At 62.2% G+C, this 13,893-nt stretch carries 13 protein-coding genes and 1 tRNA gene; 4 read left to right on the forward strand and 10 right to left on the reverse strand.

The window, feature by feature from the left end:
* Positions 1-116 precede the first annotated feature (116 nt).
* From arfB to V7N12_RS11475, 6 genes are all read right to left on the reverse strand, one after another.
* The gene (gene arfB, locus V7N12_RS11450) at positions 117-533 is read right to left on the reverse strand and encodes an alternative ribosome rescue aminoacyl-tRNA hydrolase ArfB (RefSeq protein ID WP_333714702.1); all 417 of its coding nucleotides are present in this window, start codon (positions 531-533) and stop codon (positions 117-119) included.
* A gap of 376 nt (positions 534-909) precedes the next feature.
* Entirely contained in the window at positions 910-1,551 is a 642-nt protein-coding gene (locus tag V7N12_RS11455; RefSeq protein ID WP_333714703.1) for a queuosine precursor transporter, read from the reverse strand.
* Between the two features lie 69 nt (positions 1,552-1,620).
* Positions 1,621-2,475 (reverse strand): esterase-like activity of phytase family protein, encoded by an 855-nt coding sequence (locus V7N12_RS11460; protein WP_333714712.1) that lies wholly within the window; start codon positions 2,473-2,475, stop codon positions 1,621-1,623.
* A gap of 3 nt (positions 2,476-2,478) precedes the next feature.
* On the reverse strand, positions 2,479-3,381 hold the full coding sequence (gene mepA, locus V7N12_RS11465; protein ID WP_333714704.1) for a penicillin-insensitive murein endopeptidase: 903 nt from the start codon (positions 3,379-3,381) through the stop codon (positions 2,479-2,481).
* On the reverse strand, positions 3,357-4,745 hold the full coding sequence (locus tag V7N12_RS11470) for an MFS transporter (protein ID WP_333714705.1): 1,389 nt from the start codon (positions 4,743-4,745) through the stop codon (positions 3,357-3,359). The genes mepA and V7N12_RS11470 overlap by 25 nt, the downstream gene beginning before the upstream one ends.
* Before the next feature lie 68 nt (positions 4,746-4,813).
* Entirely contained in the window at positions 4,814-5,368 is a 555-nt protein-coding gene (locus V7N12_RS11475) for an acyl-CoA thioesterase (RefSeq protein ID WP_333714706.1), read from the reverse strand.
* 131 nt (positions 5,369-5,499) lie between these two features.
* On the opposite strand from V7N12_RS11475, the gene V7N12_RS11480 reads away from it, so the two are divergent.
* From V7N12_RS11480 to V7N12_RS11490, 3 genes are all read left to right on the forward strand, one after another.
* Positions 5,500-5,787, forward strand: a complete 288-nt coding sequence (locus V7N12_RS11480) for a YggT family protein (protein WP_333714707.1) — start codon at positions 5,500-5,502, stop codon at positions 5,785-5,787.
* A gap of 156 nt (positions 5,788-5,943) precedes the next feature.
* The gene (gene fdhF / locus V7N12_RS11485) at positions 5,944-8,709 is read left to right on the forward strand and encodes a formate dehydrogenase subunit alpha (protein WP_333714708.1); all 2,766 of its coding nucleotides are present in this window, start codon (positions 5,944-5,946) and stop codon (positions 8,707-8,709) included.
* 123 nt (positions 8,710-8,832) lie between these two features.
* Entirely contained in the window at positions 8,833-10,293 is a 1,461-nt protein-coding gene (locus V7N12_RS11490; protein WP_333714709.1) for a peptidoglycan-binding domain-containing protein, read from the forward strand.
* A 68-nt stretch (positions 10,294-10,361) separates the two neighbouring features.
* Here the strand turns inward: V7N12_RS11490 and V7N12_RS11495 are convergent, their stop codons facing one another.
* The 3 genes from V7N12_RS11495 to V7N12_RS11505 form a co-directional block, all read right to left on the reverse strand.
* Complete coding sequence (locus tag V7N12_RS11495; protein ID WP_333714710.1) at positions 10,362-11,561, reverse strand: PPC domain-containing protein; 1,200 nt, start codon at positions 11,559-11,561, stop codon at positions 10,362-10,364.
* Between the two features lie 149 nt (positions 11,562-11,710).
* Positions 11,711-11,836 (reverse strand): type B 50S ribosomal protein L36, encoded by a 126-nt coding sequence (ykgO, locus tag V7N12_RS11500; RefSeq protein ID WP_007255499.1) that lies wholly within the window; start codon positions 11,834-11,836, stop codon positions 11,711-11,713.
* 75 nt (positions 11,837-11,911) lie between these two features.
* A tRNA-Val gene (locus V7N12_RS11505) sits at positions 11,912-11,986 on the reverse strand.
* Positions 11,987-12,138: 152 nt separating this feature from the next.
* On the opposite strand from V7N12_RS11505, the gene V7N12_RS11510 reads away from it, so the two are divergent.
* A complete protein-coding gene (locus V7N12_RS11510) occupies positions 12,139-13,002 on the forward strand; it encodes an N-formylglutamate amidohydrolase (RefSeq protein ID WP_333714711.1) in 864 nt (287 codons plus the stop codon).
* 1 nt (position 13,003) lies between these two features.
* Here the strand turns inward: V7N12_RS11510 and V7N12_RS11515 are convergent.
* A protein-coding gene (locus V7N12_RS11515; RefSeq protein ID WP_443089962.1) for an IS5 family transposase occupies positions 13,004-13,767 on the reverse strand; the annotation gives its coding sequence in 2 pieces (ribosomal slippage) (positions 13,004-13,458 and positions 13,458-13,767; 765 coding nt in all).
* Positions 13,768-13,893 lie beyond the last annotated feature (126 nt).

A 13,893-nucleotide genomic window follows, 5' to 3' on the forward strand; every position in this document is an offset into this window, starting at 1 on the left:
CTAGGTTAAGATGCCCAGCATCTTGGATTTCGAGACGATACAGCGACCTGAGATAATTTACCTCAATCTTCTTGATGAGCTGCATGGCCACTCCCGAATAGTCAACTTATAGTAGCTTAATCGTCATTAGGCTTCCCCCGCAACACCTTCACCTCCCCCCTGACCTTCTTCGCCTTCAACCGCCGCTTGACCGATCCATAGGTCGGCTTCGTCGCCACCCGCCGTTTCGGCACCTCGCAGGCCTTGGCGATCAACTCGGCCAGCCGCTCGCGCGCGATATCGCGGTTGCGGGCCTGGCTGCGGGTTTCCTGCACGAAAATCACCACCGCGCCATCCGAGGTCCAGCGCCGCCCCGCCAGCCGCCGCAGCCGCCGCTTCACCGGATCGGGCAGGTTGGGGGACCGCTCGGCCTCGAAGCGTAGCTCGACCGCCGTGGACACCTTGTTCACGTTCTGCCCGCCGGGACCGGAGGCGCGCACAAAGCTCTCGGTGATCTCCCAATCGGCGATCTCGATCTTGTCGTTTATCCGCATCCCGCCTCGCTTTGCTCCAAAATACTCCCGCCGGAGGCACCGGCCTATGCCACCTGTCGCCACGGGGTGCCATTCGCAAGCCATACACCTGCCATAGGCCGACCATACGCCGTCCGGACGGCGGCAAGCGATGAAAAAGGGCCACCCCGGCGACGGGATGGCCCTTTCCTGAATTAAGGGAGGTGGTTCGGTTAGGAAGCCCACCTTGGGTTGTCTTCAGCCAAGGGCTGCCTCAGCTGCGCGCCCCCCAAGTTGTCCCGACACACTTCTCCAATACCTCATGATGCACTGGATCACCTCCTTTCAAATGTTTCGCCTGATCCCAAGTTGGCACACATCTGGTATATTTCAAGTAAAAATATACCAGCGATGGCCTTTAGGCGGTCCGTGCCATGATCCGCCCAACAATGATGCGAAATGGCACCAATGCGAGCAAGGCAATGGCAAGTTTCACACCCCAGTCCGCCACGGCCAGCGAGACCCAAAGCGGGGCTTCCGGCCCGGTCAGCAGGAAGGGCGCCGGGTCTTGCGCCCAGATGATATCTTCGGCGGCAGCGGCGCTCAAACCGTTGAAAACGCTGGAAAATGCAATCGAGAAAAAGATCGCAGTATCGACGGTCGACCCCACCAGCGTGCTGCCCAAGGGCGCCTTCCACCACGACCCGCCCCGCAGGCGGTCGAACACCGCGATGTCCAGAAGCTGCGCTACCGCAAAGGCTGTCGCCGACCCGATCGCGACCCGCAGCGCAACGGCGGGATACTCAAAGCCATCCCCTTGCAACATGATCCGGCTGCCGATCAGCGAACAGATGATGCCCACGACCAGACCGGCAAACACAACCCGCCGCGCCGCCTGCACGCCATAGACGCGGTTCATCACGTCCGTCACCAGAAACGCCAGCGGATAGGTGAACGCCCCCCAGGTCAAGAGACCATCAAGTAGCAGGAATTGAACGAGTATATTGGACGCGACCACGATGGTCGCCATGGCGAGAACGCCGGGAAGGATGCGTGTCATATCTGGTATCCGTTTTGACAAGGTTGCGGCACTTGGTCCCCCTTCGGGACGCCGCGACGTAACCCCGCTTCAATCGCCCGTCAACAGGTATTCCACGATCTCGGTCCGTTGCAGGCTGCGGAAATTGTCATCCGAGATCATCGTCATCACCAGATCATCCCCGTCCTGCCAGACACTGATCCCTTCCAGATTGTCATGGGTGAAAAGCCCGGTTTCCAGCAAGGTCACCTCGCCCGTCCCGTCCATCTCGAACCGGCGGACACGGCTGCGGAAACCCAGACCGATAAAGTCCCGTTCCAGAACATAAAGCCGCCCGTCCGGTCCGATATCGGCTCCTGACACAAGAAAACTCCCACGCCGTGGCAGCGCGAACGGCTGGTCCCAGACACCGTCCCTGTAGCGGTAAACCGGAAAAGGCCGCGTGTAGAGCCCCGAGCGTTCGGGGATCGTATAAAGCGCGCCATCACCGTCGATGGCCAGCGCTTCCAGCGATGAATTGTCTTGCAGGGTGTCGAAGTCCGGCGTGGTCAGCAAGGGGCCCGTCTCGCCCAGATCAGAGATCACTTCGCGCAGCCCGTGCGTCCATTCGAAGGAAATGAAAAGCCGCCCATCGGGCCCCAACGCCAGCCCCTCGCTGTCGCTTTCCGCAAGGCTCAGCGGCACGCGCGCCCTGCCGCGCAGGCGGACAAGGCTTTCGAGGGTGGCGCCCGTGATCTGCCCGTCGCTGCGCTGGAAACTCCCACGCGCCAGATACCCACGATCGCTCAATGCAATGAAGCTGCGCCCGTTTTCCGTGACCTCGATCCCCGAAAAACCACCGAATGCGGGATCATCCGCGTCCCAGACGAAAGCACCACGCAGGACGGCCCGATCAGCCGTCGCCGCGCTGCAGGCCAGCGCAAGAACAAGGAACAGTCGCGCAATCACCTAGTTGGCGTTCAGCACGTCGAGACACTGGCCGGGAAGCTGCGCCATGGTCAGTTCGGCACGCGGGGTGGGCGGCGGCGCGGTGGGATCAGGCGGCGGCGGGTTCAGAATACGGTCGACCCAGGCCTGCGCATCGTCGCAACCGTCACCGGGCGGCGGCGGTTCCTGATCGACGCAGGCGCGATCACCCGTAGGGCAGTTCAGCCGCACATGAAAATGATAGTGATGGCCCCACCACGGTCTGATCTTGCGCAGCCATTCACGATCGCCCGTCGCGGAATTGCACATCGCGACCTTTGCGCCGGGAAAGACGAAGATGCGCGCCACGCGCGGATCGGATGCGGCGGCGCGCAACAGCGCCTCGTGCTGTGGGGTCCAGCTGCTGTTCACAAAGGCCCCGCCTGCGCGTTGCATCGATATGGAAGAGATGCTTTCGCGTTCCGCAACCGTCAGGTTCAGCCGGTTCGGCGGCAGCATCCAGATATCGGCGTCGAGGCCCGACTGATGGCTGGCATGACCGGTCAGCATCGGCCCGCCGCGCGGCTGGCTCATGTCACCGACATAAAGGCCCGCCCAGCCGTCAAGCGTTGCGGCAAACCGGCTGAGATCCTGCACATAGTCGATGGTGATCGGCTGTGCCCAGTTGCGGTTGCGCGACAGGCGCATCGCCTGCCATGTCGGCCCTGTCTCGGCCAGTTGTTCGGCCCCCGCCTGACAGCCGCGCGAGAAACCTCCTATGGCGGCGGGCGACTGCGGTGATGCGGTCGGTTGCGCGCCAAAAAGGAATTTGGCAACGCGGGTATCATTGAGGTTCTGGGTCGAAACGCTGACGGTTTCTGGGCCCTCGGCCTGACAGGCGGCCAGCGTGCCTGCCAGAATTACTGCTGCGATGAAGCGGACCATTCTGCGCGATCTCCGTCTTTATTCACCCAGCGTAGCAGGAAAAGTCCGATCAGGAAAAGGAAGATCACCGGCACAAAGCCCAACTGGTTGCTGCCCGTCATGATCGTGAAAAGGGTGATCAGGGCGGGGGCCAGAAACGCAGTCGCCTTGCCGGTCAGGGCAAAGAGGCCGAAGGCTTCGGCTGGCCGGTCGGGGTGGGTGTGCCGCACCATCATCGACCGCGATGACGCATAAAGCGCGCCGCCAGCGCCACCGATGCAGATGCCGCAGCCATAGAAGATCAGGTCGGGGATTTGCGAGCCTTCCGCAAAGGGCACCACCCCGAAGAGCGACTCGCGCGACATGCCGATGATGATGAACGAGACACCGACCAGCACCCAGACTGCGGCGCGGATGACCGGTTTCGGGCCATAGCGCTGGTCGCAGATGCCGCCGATCCATGTGACGATCGCGGCGGCAATGGCGGCGATGATCCCGAAGACACCGATCTGGATCAGGCTCCAGTTCAGCACAAGGGCGGCATAGACGCCCCCGAAGGCATAGAGCGCGTTCAGCGCATCGCGGTAGAACATCGAGCCGACCAGAAAGCTCAGCAGGCTCTTGCGGACAAAGACATTGCGCAGGGTCTGCATCAGGTCACCCCAGACCGCGCCGAGCCTGGTGGATTTGGACGGCGCGTTCCGGTCGTCGCGGACGTAAAGGAAGAAAGGGATGATGAAAATGATGTACCAGATCGCGATGAACGGCCCGACAAAGCGTGTGCCCTCGCGCGCCTCGGCATCAAGGCCGAAGGGGGGCGGATTGCCCAGCAGGGTCACGCCCTGCTCGTTCTCGGCAAAGATCAGCAGCATCAGGAAGAGCGAGACCACACCGCCCCAATAGCCGAAGGCCGCGCCTGATCCGGAAATCCGTCCGACTTCCTTTTCGTTCCCGAGCGATGGCAGGATCGCGTTGACGAAGTTCAGCGCGCTTTCTGCCGCAAAGAACCCGGCATAGAAGATCACCAGCATCAGTATCAGCGAGGCCCCGTCCGGTGTCAGCCCCCATAGCGCGAAGGTCGTCACGACATAGACCAGCGAAAAGAACGCGATCCAGGGCACCTTGCGCCCCGAATTATCGGCAAAGGCCCCAAGAAACGGTGCAGTAAAGGCGATCAACAGGCCGGCGACGGTCTGGCCTGCGGACCAGATCGCCTGCGCCTGCGCATCGGCAGCGGTCTCTGTCATGCCGCCGGTCAGATAATACTGGGTGGCGACGGTGGCGAAATAGGGGCCGAAGATAAAGGTCAGACCCAGCGTGTAGAACGGCTGGCTGGCCCAGTCGAACGCCATCCAGCCCCACACGCGCTTCTTGCTTGCACTCATCCGCTCTTCCCCGGCTTCCTTCTTGTCGGGATAAGACACAGAGAAAGCCATTTCTGGCAAGCAAAGCTTTAGGAGGCGGGGGCGGACGTTCCGTCAAATTCCGGCGGCCACGGCCTTGTGTTGTCGGCGGCGATCCAGTTCTGCACCCACTTGGGCATGTCCGGCGCGGTGCCATCATAGCCGACAGCGGCGAAAACATCTGACGGCGCGACGATGCCGTTCCTGTCGGTGACGGCGGCCCGAAACAGCGCCTGCACCGCGCAATCCCCCCCGATCCAGAGCGAGTGTTCGAGATAGAAGAACCGATGATCCCAGCCGACACAGCGGCTGACAAGGCGGAACCGCACGAAGGGTCTGATCCGCTTGCGATACCGCACCGAATTGCCCGCCATGGTCAGCCCCCAACGGTGCGCCTTCAGCGCCTCGATCAGCCCGACCCGCACGGCAAGCCCGGTCCGTCCGATATCGAGGATCGTCAGGATGCGGCCGTTGTTCATCTCCAGATACTGGTCGATATCCTGCGGCCAGCAGCGATGGTGCGAGACATGCGCGTCAAGCACAGCCAATGGCGGCATGGACTTCGCCCGCAGGAATTCCTTGATGACGCGGATGATCGGATACATGCAGGGCCCTCGTTTCGTCCTGAAACTGTGCTTGGTTTACGTGCGCGTCAACTCTGACCTCGCGGCAACCTTGGGCTTGCCGAATGCCGCGCGACGACTTAGGTCACAGGCATCTTAACCGAGGGCCTTCCATGCTGACCATCATCCAGGCGTTGCTTCTGATCCTGAGCGTTTTCCGTTTCTTCGTCATCGCCCATTTCATCATGAGCTGGCTGATCCGATTCGAGGTGCTGAACATCCGGCAGGAACTGGTCGGTCAGATCTGGTACACGCTGGAGCGTATCCTCGAACCCGTTTATGGCCGGATAAGGCGTTACATGCCGAACCTTGGCGGCATCGACATCACGCCGATCGTGGTTCTGGTCGGCATCGAGATCCTGCGAATCTTCCTGATCAACAACATGAGCGCCTTCTTCTGATCACGCGCCCCCCGCACCCGCACAGGGTGCGGCATGAAACCCGTGTCGCGTATCGGAAAGCGCCCATGGCGCAAATGCGTCGTCGGCGGTCGCACAGGCCATTTCACAAGACCCGCATGGATGGTCTAACATGCTCCAGACGAACTGGAGGCGACCATGTCCGACCGCATCACATTCACGCTGAACGGTGAAACCGTCACCGCCGCCCCGGGCGAGACGATCTGGGAAGTCGCGAACGGCCGCGGTCTTGTGATCCCGCATCTCTGCCACAAGCCCGCGCCCGGCTATCGGTCGGATGGCAACTGCCGCGCTTGCATGGTCGCAATTCAAGGTGAGCGCACGCTCGCTGCCTCCTGCATCCGCGAACCCGTCGAGGGCATGGTTGTCACCACCGACCAGCCGCGTGAACGTCAGGCGCGCAAGATGGTGATGGAACTGCTTGTCGCAGATCAGCCCGCGCAGGATGTGGCGCACGACAAGTCGGCGCATCTGTGGGACATGGCCGCACAGCAGGATGTCGCGACAAGCCGCTTTCCGGCCAAGTCGGATCATATCCCGCTGCTCGACAGCAGCCATGTGGCGATGTCCGTCAATCTCGACGCCTGCATCCAGTGCGGGCTGTGTGTCCGTGCCTGTCGTGAAGTGCAGGTCAATGACGTGATCGGCATGGCAGGACGCGGGGCGACGGCCTATCCGGTCTTCGACTTCGACGATCCGATGGGGGCCTCGTCCTGTGTCGCTTGCGGCGAATGTGTGCAGGCCTGCCCGACCGGGGCGCTGATGCCTGCGACCGTCACCGACGAGAACCAGATCGGCGACAGCAAGGACTATGACCGCGAGGTCGAAAGCGTCTGTCCGTTCTGCGGTGTCGGCTGTCAGGTCAGCCTCAAGATCAAGGGCAATACCGTCAAATACGTCGAAGGCATCAACGGCCCCGCGAACGAAGGCCGGCTTTGCGTCAAGGGCCGCTTCGGTTTCGACTATATCCACCACGACCACCGCCTGACGAAGCCGCTGATCCGGCGGGCCGATGCGCCGCCCAAGGGCCTGAACGTCGATCCGGGCAACTGGCAGCAGTTCTTCCGCGAGGCGTCATGGGACGAAGCGCTCGATGTCGCCGCAAAGGGACTCAAGGATATCGGCGGCAAGGGTGTGGCGGGGTTCGGCTCGGCCAAATGCACCAACGAAGAGGCCTATCTCTTCCAGAAACTGATCCGTCAGGGGTTCGGCCACAACAACGTCGACCACTGCACGCGGCTTTGTCATGCCTCATCCGTTGCCGCGCTGATGGAGAACGTCGGCTCGGGCGCTGTCACCGCGACCTTCAATGAAATCGAAAACGCGGATGTGGCCATCGTCATCGGTGCCAATCCGGTCGAGAACCACCCCGTCGCCGCGACCTATTTCAAGCAATTCACCAAGCGCGGTGGCAAGCTGATCGTCATGGACCCGCGCGGTCAGGCGCTGAAACGCTTTGCCTCGCACATGCTGCAATTCCGGCCCGGTGCCGATGTGTCGATGCTGAATGCGATCATGCATGTGATCGTCGAAGAAGGTCTCTACGACCGGCAATACATCGAGGCCTACACCGAGAACTGGGAAGCCGAAAAGGCGCATCTGGCCGACTTCCCGCCCGCGAAGATGGAAAAGATCTGCGGCATCCCCGCCGAGACCCTGCGCGATGTCGCCCGCACCTTCGCCGGTGCCAAGGCCGCGATGATCTTCTGGGGTATGGGTGTCAGCCAGCATATCCACGGCACCGACAATTCGCGTTGCCTGATCAGTCTTGCGCTGATGACGGGGCAGGTGGGTCGACGCGGCGCGGGCCTGCACCCCTTGCGCGGCCAGAACAACGTGCAGGGTGCATCGGACGCGGGCCTGATCCCGATGTTCCTGCCCGATTATCAGCCGGTCGGCGACGATGGCGTGCGGTCTGCCTTTCAGGAAATCTGGCAAGAGGGCACGATCGATCCCAACAAGGGGCTGACCGTGACCGAGATCCTCGATGCGGTCCATGCGGGCGATATCCACGGGATGTATATCCTTGGCGAAAACCCCGCCATGTCCGACCCCGATGTCAAACACGCCCGTGACGCGCTGGCCAAGCTGCGCCATCTTGTGGTGCAGGATATCTTCATCACCGAGACCGCCAATTTCGCCGATGTGATCCTGCCCGCTTCGGCTTTTGCCGAAAAGTCGGGGACCGTGACCAATACCAACCGTCAGGTGCAGATGGGTCGCCCCGCCGTATCGCCCCCCGGTGACGCACGCGAGGATTGGTGGATCACCGTCGAACTGGCCAAACGCCTTGGCCTTGGCTGGACCTACCAGCACCCGCGCGACGTTTTTGCCGAAATGGCCCGCTCGATGAAATCGCTGTCCAACATCACATGGGACCGGCTTGAGGCGCAGAATGCAGTCACCTATCCGTCGCTCTCGCCCGAGGACCCCGGCCAGCCCATCGTCTTCGGCGACGGCTTCCCGCGTCCCAATGGCCGCGCGCGCTTCACCCCCGCCAGCGTGATCCCGCCGGACGAGGCGCCGGATGCGGACTATCCGATGATCATGACCACCGGACGGCAGCTTGAACACTGGCACACGGGGTCGATGACCCGCCGGTCCAAGGTGCTGGACGCGGTCGAACCCGAGGCCAACTGCTCGCTGCATCCCTCCACCTTGCGCAGGCTGGGGGTGGAACCCGGCGGCATGGTCACCCTGACCACCCGGCGCGGCAGCATCACCATCATGGCGCGGGAAGACCGCGCGGTCGCACCGGACATGGTTTTCGTGCCCTTCGCCTATGTCGAGGCGGCGGCCAACGTCCTGACCAATCCCGCGGTCGATCCCTACGGCAAGATCCCCGAATTCAAGTTCGCCGCCGTGCGCGTGGAAAAAGCCGATACCCATGCAGCGGCCGAGTAGGGCCGCCGCACAGGGCCGGTCCGTCTTGCGCTATTGAATAGCAACGACCCTGTCACCTAGCTTGGGCAGGACCAAGGCGGGCGCATCCAGTGTCCGCCGCCCAAGCTGACTTTCAGGTGTCCCATGCGCAATTTACTCTTCTCCGCCGCTCTGCTGAGCCTCGCCACCCCTGTGTTTTCGGATGATGCCGCCGTCCTGATCGGGGTCGAGCGCTACGACGAACTGCGCCGCGTCAGCAGCGCCACCGATATTCTGGACGGCGCCGATGCGCTGCGTGACGCGGGGTATCAGGTTCAGACCCTGTCGAATGGCACGGCGGCGGACATCCGGCGGATGCTGTCCCGCCTGTCGGACGAGGCGCTGGAAGCCGACCGGCTGGTGGTGGCGCTGTCGGGACGCTTTGCCACCGATGGAGATCGGACATGGTTTCTTGGCCGCGACTCTGACGTGCCCGCACCATTCGACATGGACGAGGCGGTGTCCGTGGACATGATCCTTTCGGTTCTTTCGCGCACCCCGGGGCAGTCGGTCCTGTTGCTGGGTTATGACCAACGCAATTCTGGAAACTTCGGCAGCTATCTGCGCGAAGGCGTTGGGCTGTCGGATGTGCCGCAGGGCGTGACGGTGATCTACGGCGAGCCCAACCGGATCGACGATGTCATCGAAGGCGCCATCGTCGTCCCAAGGGGCGACGTGATCGCCTTCGTCCGGAATGACGGGCGTCTGAACAGCTTGGGCTTTCAGCCGCGCAGCTTGATCATGCAGCCCGAACGGGTGGCCGAAATCCCCGTGCGGCCCCAGATCGATCCCAGCCTTGCCGCATGGAATTCTGCAAGGGCCGCCAATACCGCCGATGCCTATCGGGACTTCATCTTCGCCTATCCGCGCAGCACTTTCGCGGATCAGGCGCGCCAGCGGCTTGATCAACTGGAAAACGATCCCGCGCGTCTTGCCGAACAGGCCGAGACCGCGCTGAGCCTTTCGCGCAACGACCGTCGCGCGATCCAGAGCAACCTGACGCTCTTGGGGTATGACACGCGCGGTGTGGACGGTATCTTCGGGCGTGGCTCGCGCACGGCGATCCGCAACTGGCAGCAGGACAACGGCTTTGCGCAGACATCCTTCCTTGATGCCGTGCAGATCAACCGCCTCGATGCGCAGGCCAGCCGCCGCAAAGCCGAGATCGAAGCGGAAGAGGAACGCGCCCGGGCCGAGACCGCGCGTCTTGACCGCGACTATTGGGAAGAAACGGGTGCCACAGGCACCGATGCGGGCTACCGCGCCTATCTGCAACGCTATCCGAACGGGATCTATGCGGACGAAGCGCGCGAGGCACTCGCCGAGGAAGATACCTCTGAGGCGCAAGCCCGCGAGGACGCCCTGAACATCAACTCGACCCTGCGCCGCCTGATCGAAAGCCGCCTTGCCAGTCTCGGCTTCAACCCCGGCCCGATCGACGGGCAGTTCGACGGCAATACGCGCCGCGCGATTGCCAGCTACCAGTCGCAGCGAAATCTGACGTCGACCGGTTTCATGGACCAGCCAACCCTTGCGCGCCTTCTGGCCGATACCTTCGGCAGATAGATCAGCCTTGAATGCAAAACGCCCCGCAAGATGCGGGGCGTTTCAAACAGGCCTCAGGGGGTCAGGGCCTAGTTGGCCCGCACATAGCGTTCCGCCAGCAGCCGGATCAGGCCCTGGCCGCTGTTGAACTGACGGACCCCGACGATATATGTGCCCGATTGCACCCGCGCCATCACAAGGCTGTCGAGTCCGTCGCCATAGTCGTCGTTCTGCCCGACAAGCCGCCCGAAGTCGTCATAAATGATCAGCCACGGATCGCTGTTGCCGCCTCCGACAGCCTCGAACACGACAAGACTGGGCTCTTCGATATCCATGGTGAACCACGACACATCAGCGGTCGCCTGAACATCCTGTCTCAGACGGGACTGCAGCACCCCAAGATCCGTGATCGCGACCGAGCCATCCAGCGGCGGCGCAAGTTCGCCACGGGCATAAAGCAAGCCAAGCGCTTCATCCGCGCTATAGGCGCTGATCGTCACCGTAATCGGCAGGCTTTCATCCGACAGCGCCGCCATCTCGAGGCAGTAGGTCCCGGTCGCCAGCGGATTGGTGATATCGAGACGGCTGTTCAGCCCATCGAAGTCGTCGTTGCTGTCGATGTAGGTTTCGTTCGCATCATAAAGCGTGATCACCGGATCGGCGGCTTCGTTCTCGGCGGTAATCGTCACAGCCGTGGGGCTGTCGATCTCGAAGCTGTAAAAGCGCGTTTCGTTCACGGATGCGCTGACCGAGGCGCCCAAGGGGCCGAACGGCGTCGCTTCGGCACAGCTTCCGATGCTTTCACCGCCACCGAAATCGGAAAGACCGGCGGTCAGCGGCTCATGCTCTTCGCGTCCGATCCGCACGAATGCGGTCATCGGCCCGCCGTCATAGCTGCGTGTTGCCATGCAATAGGTGCCGGCCTCAAGGAAGGTCTCGGCGCGCGAGGCGGCATTGCCGCCGGAATCATCATCCGACAGAATGACGCCGCCCGCATTGTCCAGAAGATCGATGATCGGATCGCCCGATCCGCGCCCCTCGGCCTCGACCCGGACAGAGGTCGGCTCGGACAGCGTGAAGAGCGAGACATAGGCATTGCCGCCAAGCACCAGCGCCATTTGTTCGCGGTAATTGTCCGCGACCGAGATATCGGAATTGCCTTCGCTGTTGCCGATCCACGTCCCTCCGGCACCGACCCCGCCGCAGAAAGTGTCTTGTGCCAATGCCGGGCTTGCCAGGCCGATAAACAGTGTCGCTGCGGCAGTCTGTCTCAAATGAAGGCGGGTCATCAGAGGTCTTCCTTGTCATAGGGGATCAATCAATGCCGAAAGGCTAGCCCGTCGCATATCGCCTTGGCCAGTCCTGATGCCACCGACGGGCAAAGAAAAAGGCCGCGCCCGGAGGGGTGCGGCCCTTGTCAATTCTGCTGTCGCAGGTCTTAGCCCTGACGGGCCTTGAACTTGCGCTGCGTCTTGTTGATCACATAGACGCGGCCCTTGCGGCGCACGACGCGGCAATCGCGATGGCGCTGCTTGAGCGAGCGGAGGGAGTTACGGACCTTCATGGTGCGTGTCCTTCATGTCGCGGCGCGCGGATTGCGCCTTGGGTTGCATTAAGGCCAAGGTGGCCCGTGAAATCATGGTGGACGATACTGGGATCGAACCAGTGACCCCTTCGATGTCAACGAAGTGCTCTACCGCTGAGCTAATCGTCCATGACCTTCACGTTTCACCCGCCCCATAACGAAATAGGACGCGGGGTGATCCGCGTCAGTTCCGCGGTCTATAAAAGGAGTCGTCAGAGGGATCAAGGACTTTTGGAATTTTCCGAATCCGGTCTATCTTCTGTCGAAAGGGATCCGAAATCGTGCTCAAATCCGCCTATCAGCTGAAGCTTCCTCAGACGCGGCGCACAAGCGTCGTCTTCGCTTCGCCGCATAGCGGGCGGGACTATCCGGATGATTTCCTGCGGCAGGCGGTGCTTGACGCCCATCAGATCCGGTCGTCGGAGGATGCCTTTGTCGATCAGCTTTTCGCAATCGTGCCCCGCCACGGTGCGCCGCTTTTGACAGCCACCGCGCCGCGCGCCTATCTGGACCTGAACCGTGGCCCGGACGAGCTTGATTCTGCCCTGATCGAAGGTGTCCGCCGCAATCCGCATAACCCGCGCATTGCCAGCGGCCTTGGCGTGATCCCGCGCGTCGTGGCCAATGGCCGCCAGATTTATCATGGCAAGATCAGGCTTGAAGACGCGCATGGGCGGATCGCCAGCTATTGGCGGCCCTATCACGACCGGCTGCAGACCCTGCTCGACGAAAGCCGCAATCACTTTGGCGAGGCGATCCTGATCGACTGCCATTCCATGCCGAACGAGGCGGTCGAGAATGTCGGCCCGCCCGGCAGTGCCCGGCCCGATATCGTTCTGGGCGACCGTTTCGGCGCGACGGCCTCGGCCGAGATTGTCGAACAGGTCGAGGCGGCTTTTGCCAGCGCGGGCTTGCGTGTTGCCCGCAACATGCCCTTCGCCGGGGCCTTCATCACACAACACTATGGCCGCCCCTCGCGCCGTCAGCACGCGCTTCAGATCGAAATCAACCGCGCGCTTTACATGGACGAAGCGCGGCTGGAACCAAACGCCGATTTCGATGCCTTCAAGGCGGTGCTCGAAGGCGTGGTGGCCGAAATCGTGGCAATCGGCGCACCATCGGTCGAGCGTCTGGCGGCCGAGTAGCCTAGGATGCGGACTCATAATGTCTGACCCATAGCCTTGAGCAGGCGATCAGGATTGCGGCGAGGTAGTTCCTGGCCGACTTTTCGTATCGTGTAGCGATCTTGCGGAAGTGTTTGAGTTTGTTGAAGAACCGCTCCACGAGATTGCGCTTTCGGTAGAGCGCGGGATCGACGGAGCGTTGGAGCTTTCTGTCGCGTTGGGTGGGGATGTGGCCGCGCCCGCCACGGGCCGCGATGATGTCGAGTACCGCGCGGGCGTCATAGCCGCGGTCGGCAACCACGTCACCCGGTGCAGGATGGGCGGCCAGCAGATCCGCCACCGCCGCCTTGTCCGAGGCCTGCCCCGGCGACAGCGTGATCGCCAGCGGCAGGCCGCGATGGTCGACCATCGCGTTGATCTTGGTGCTCAGTCCGCCACGAGAACGGCCAAGGGTGTGATCCGACCCCCCTTTTGAGCCGCTGCCTGCTGATGCGCGCGGATGATCGAACTGTCGATGAATTGCATGCTGTCGGGGGATTTTTCCGCAAGTGTTTCAAATACCTGCACCCAGACCCCGGCCTTGGCCCAGCGGTTGAACCGGTTGTAGACGGTGGTGTAGGGGCCGTAGCGTTCGGGAAGGTCGCGCCAGGGCGAGCCGGTCCTGAGAACCCAGAAAATCCCGTTCAGAACCCGCCGGTCATCTACCCGCGCCACACCGCGGGGCTTGTTCGGAAGTAACGGCTGGATCAGCCCCCACTCAACATCGGTCAGATCAAAACGTGCCATAACTGCCTCCATCGCTGGTCGCAGTGAATCACCGATCAAAGCACGCGTGAATCCCCTTTATGGGTACGCATCCTAGGCCACCGACTCATAAACCTTCAACCAGATACGTGTTGCAGCGAGTTTGAC

Origin of the sequence: Yoonia sp. (assembly GCF_036770585.1) — a bacterium.
GTDB lineage: Bacteria > Pseudomonadota > Alphaproteobacteria > Rhodobacterales > Rhodobacteraceae > Yoonia.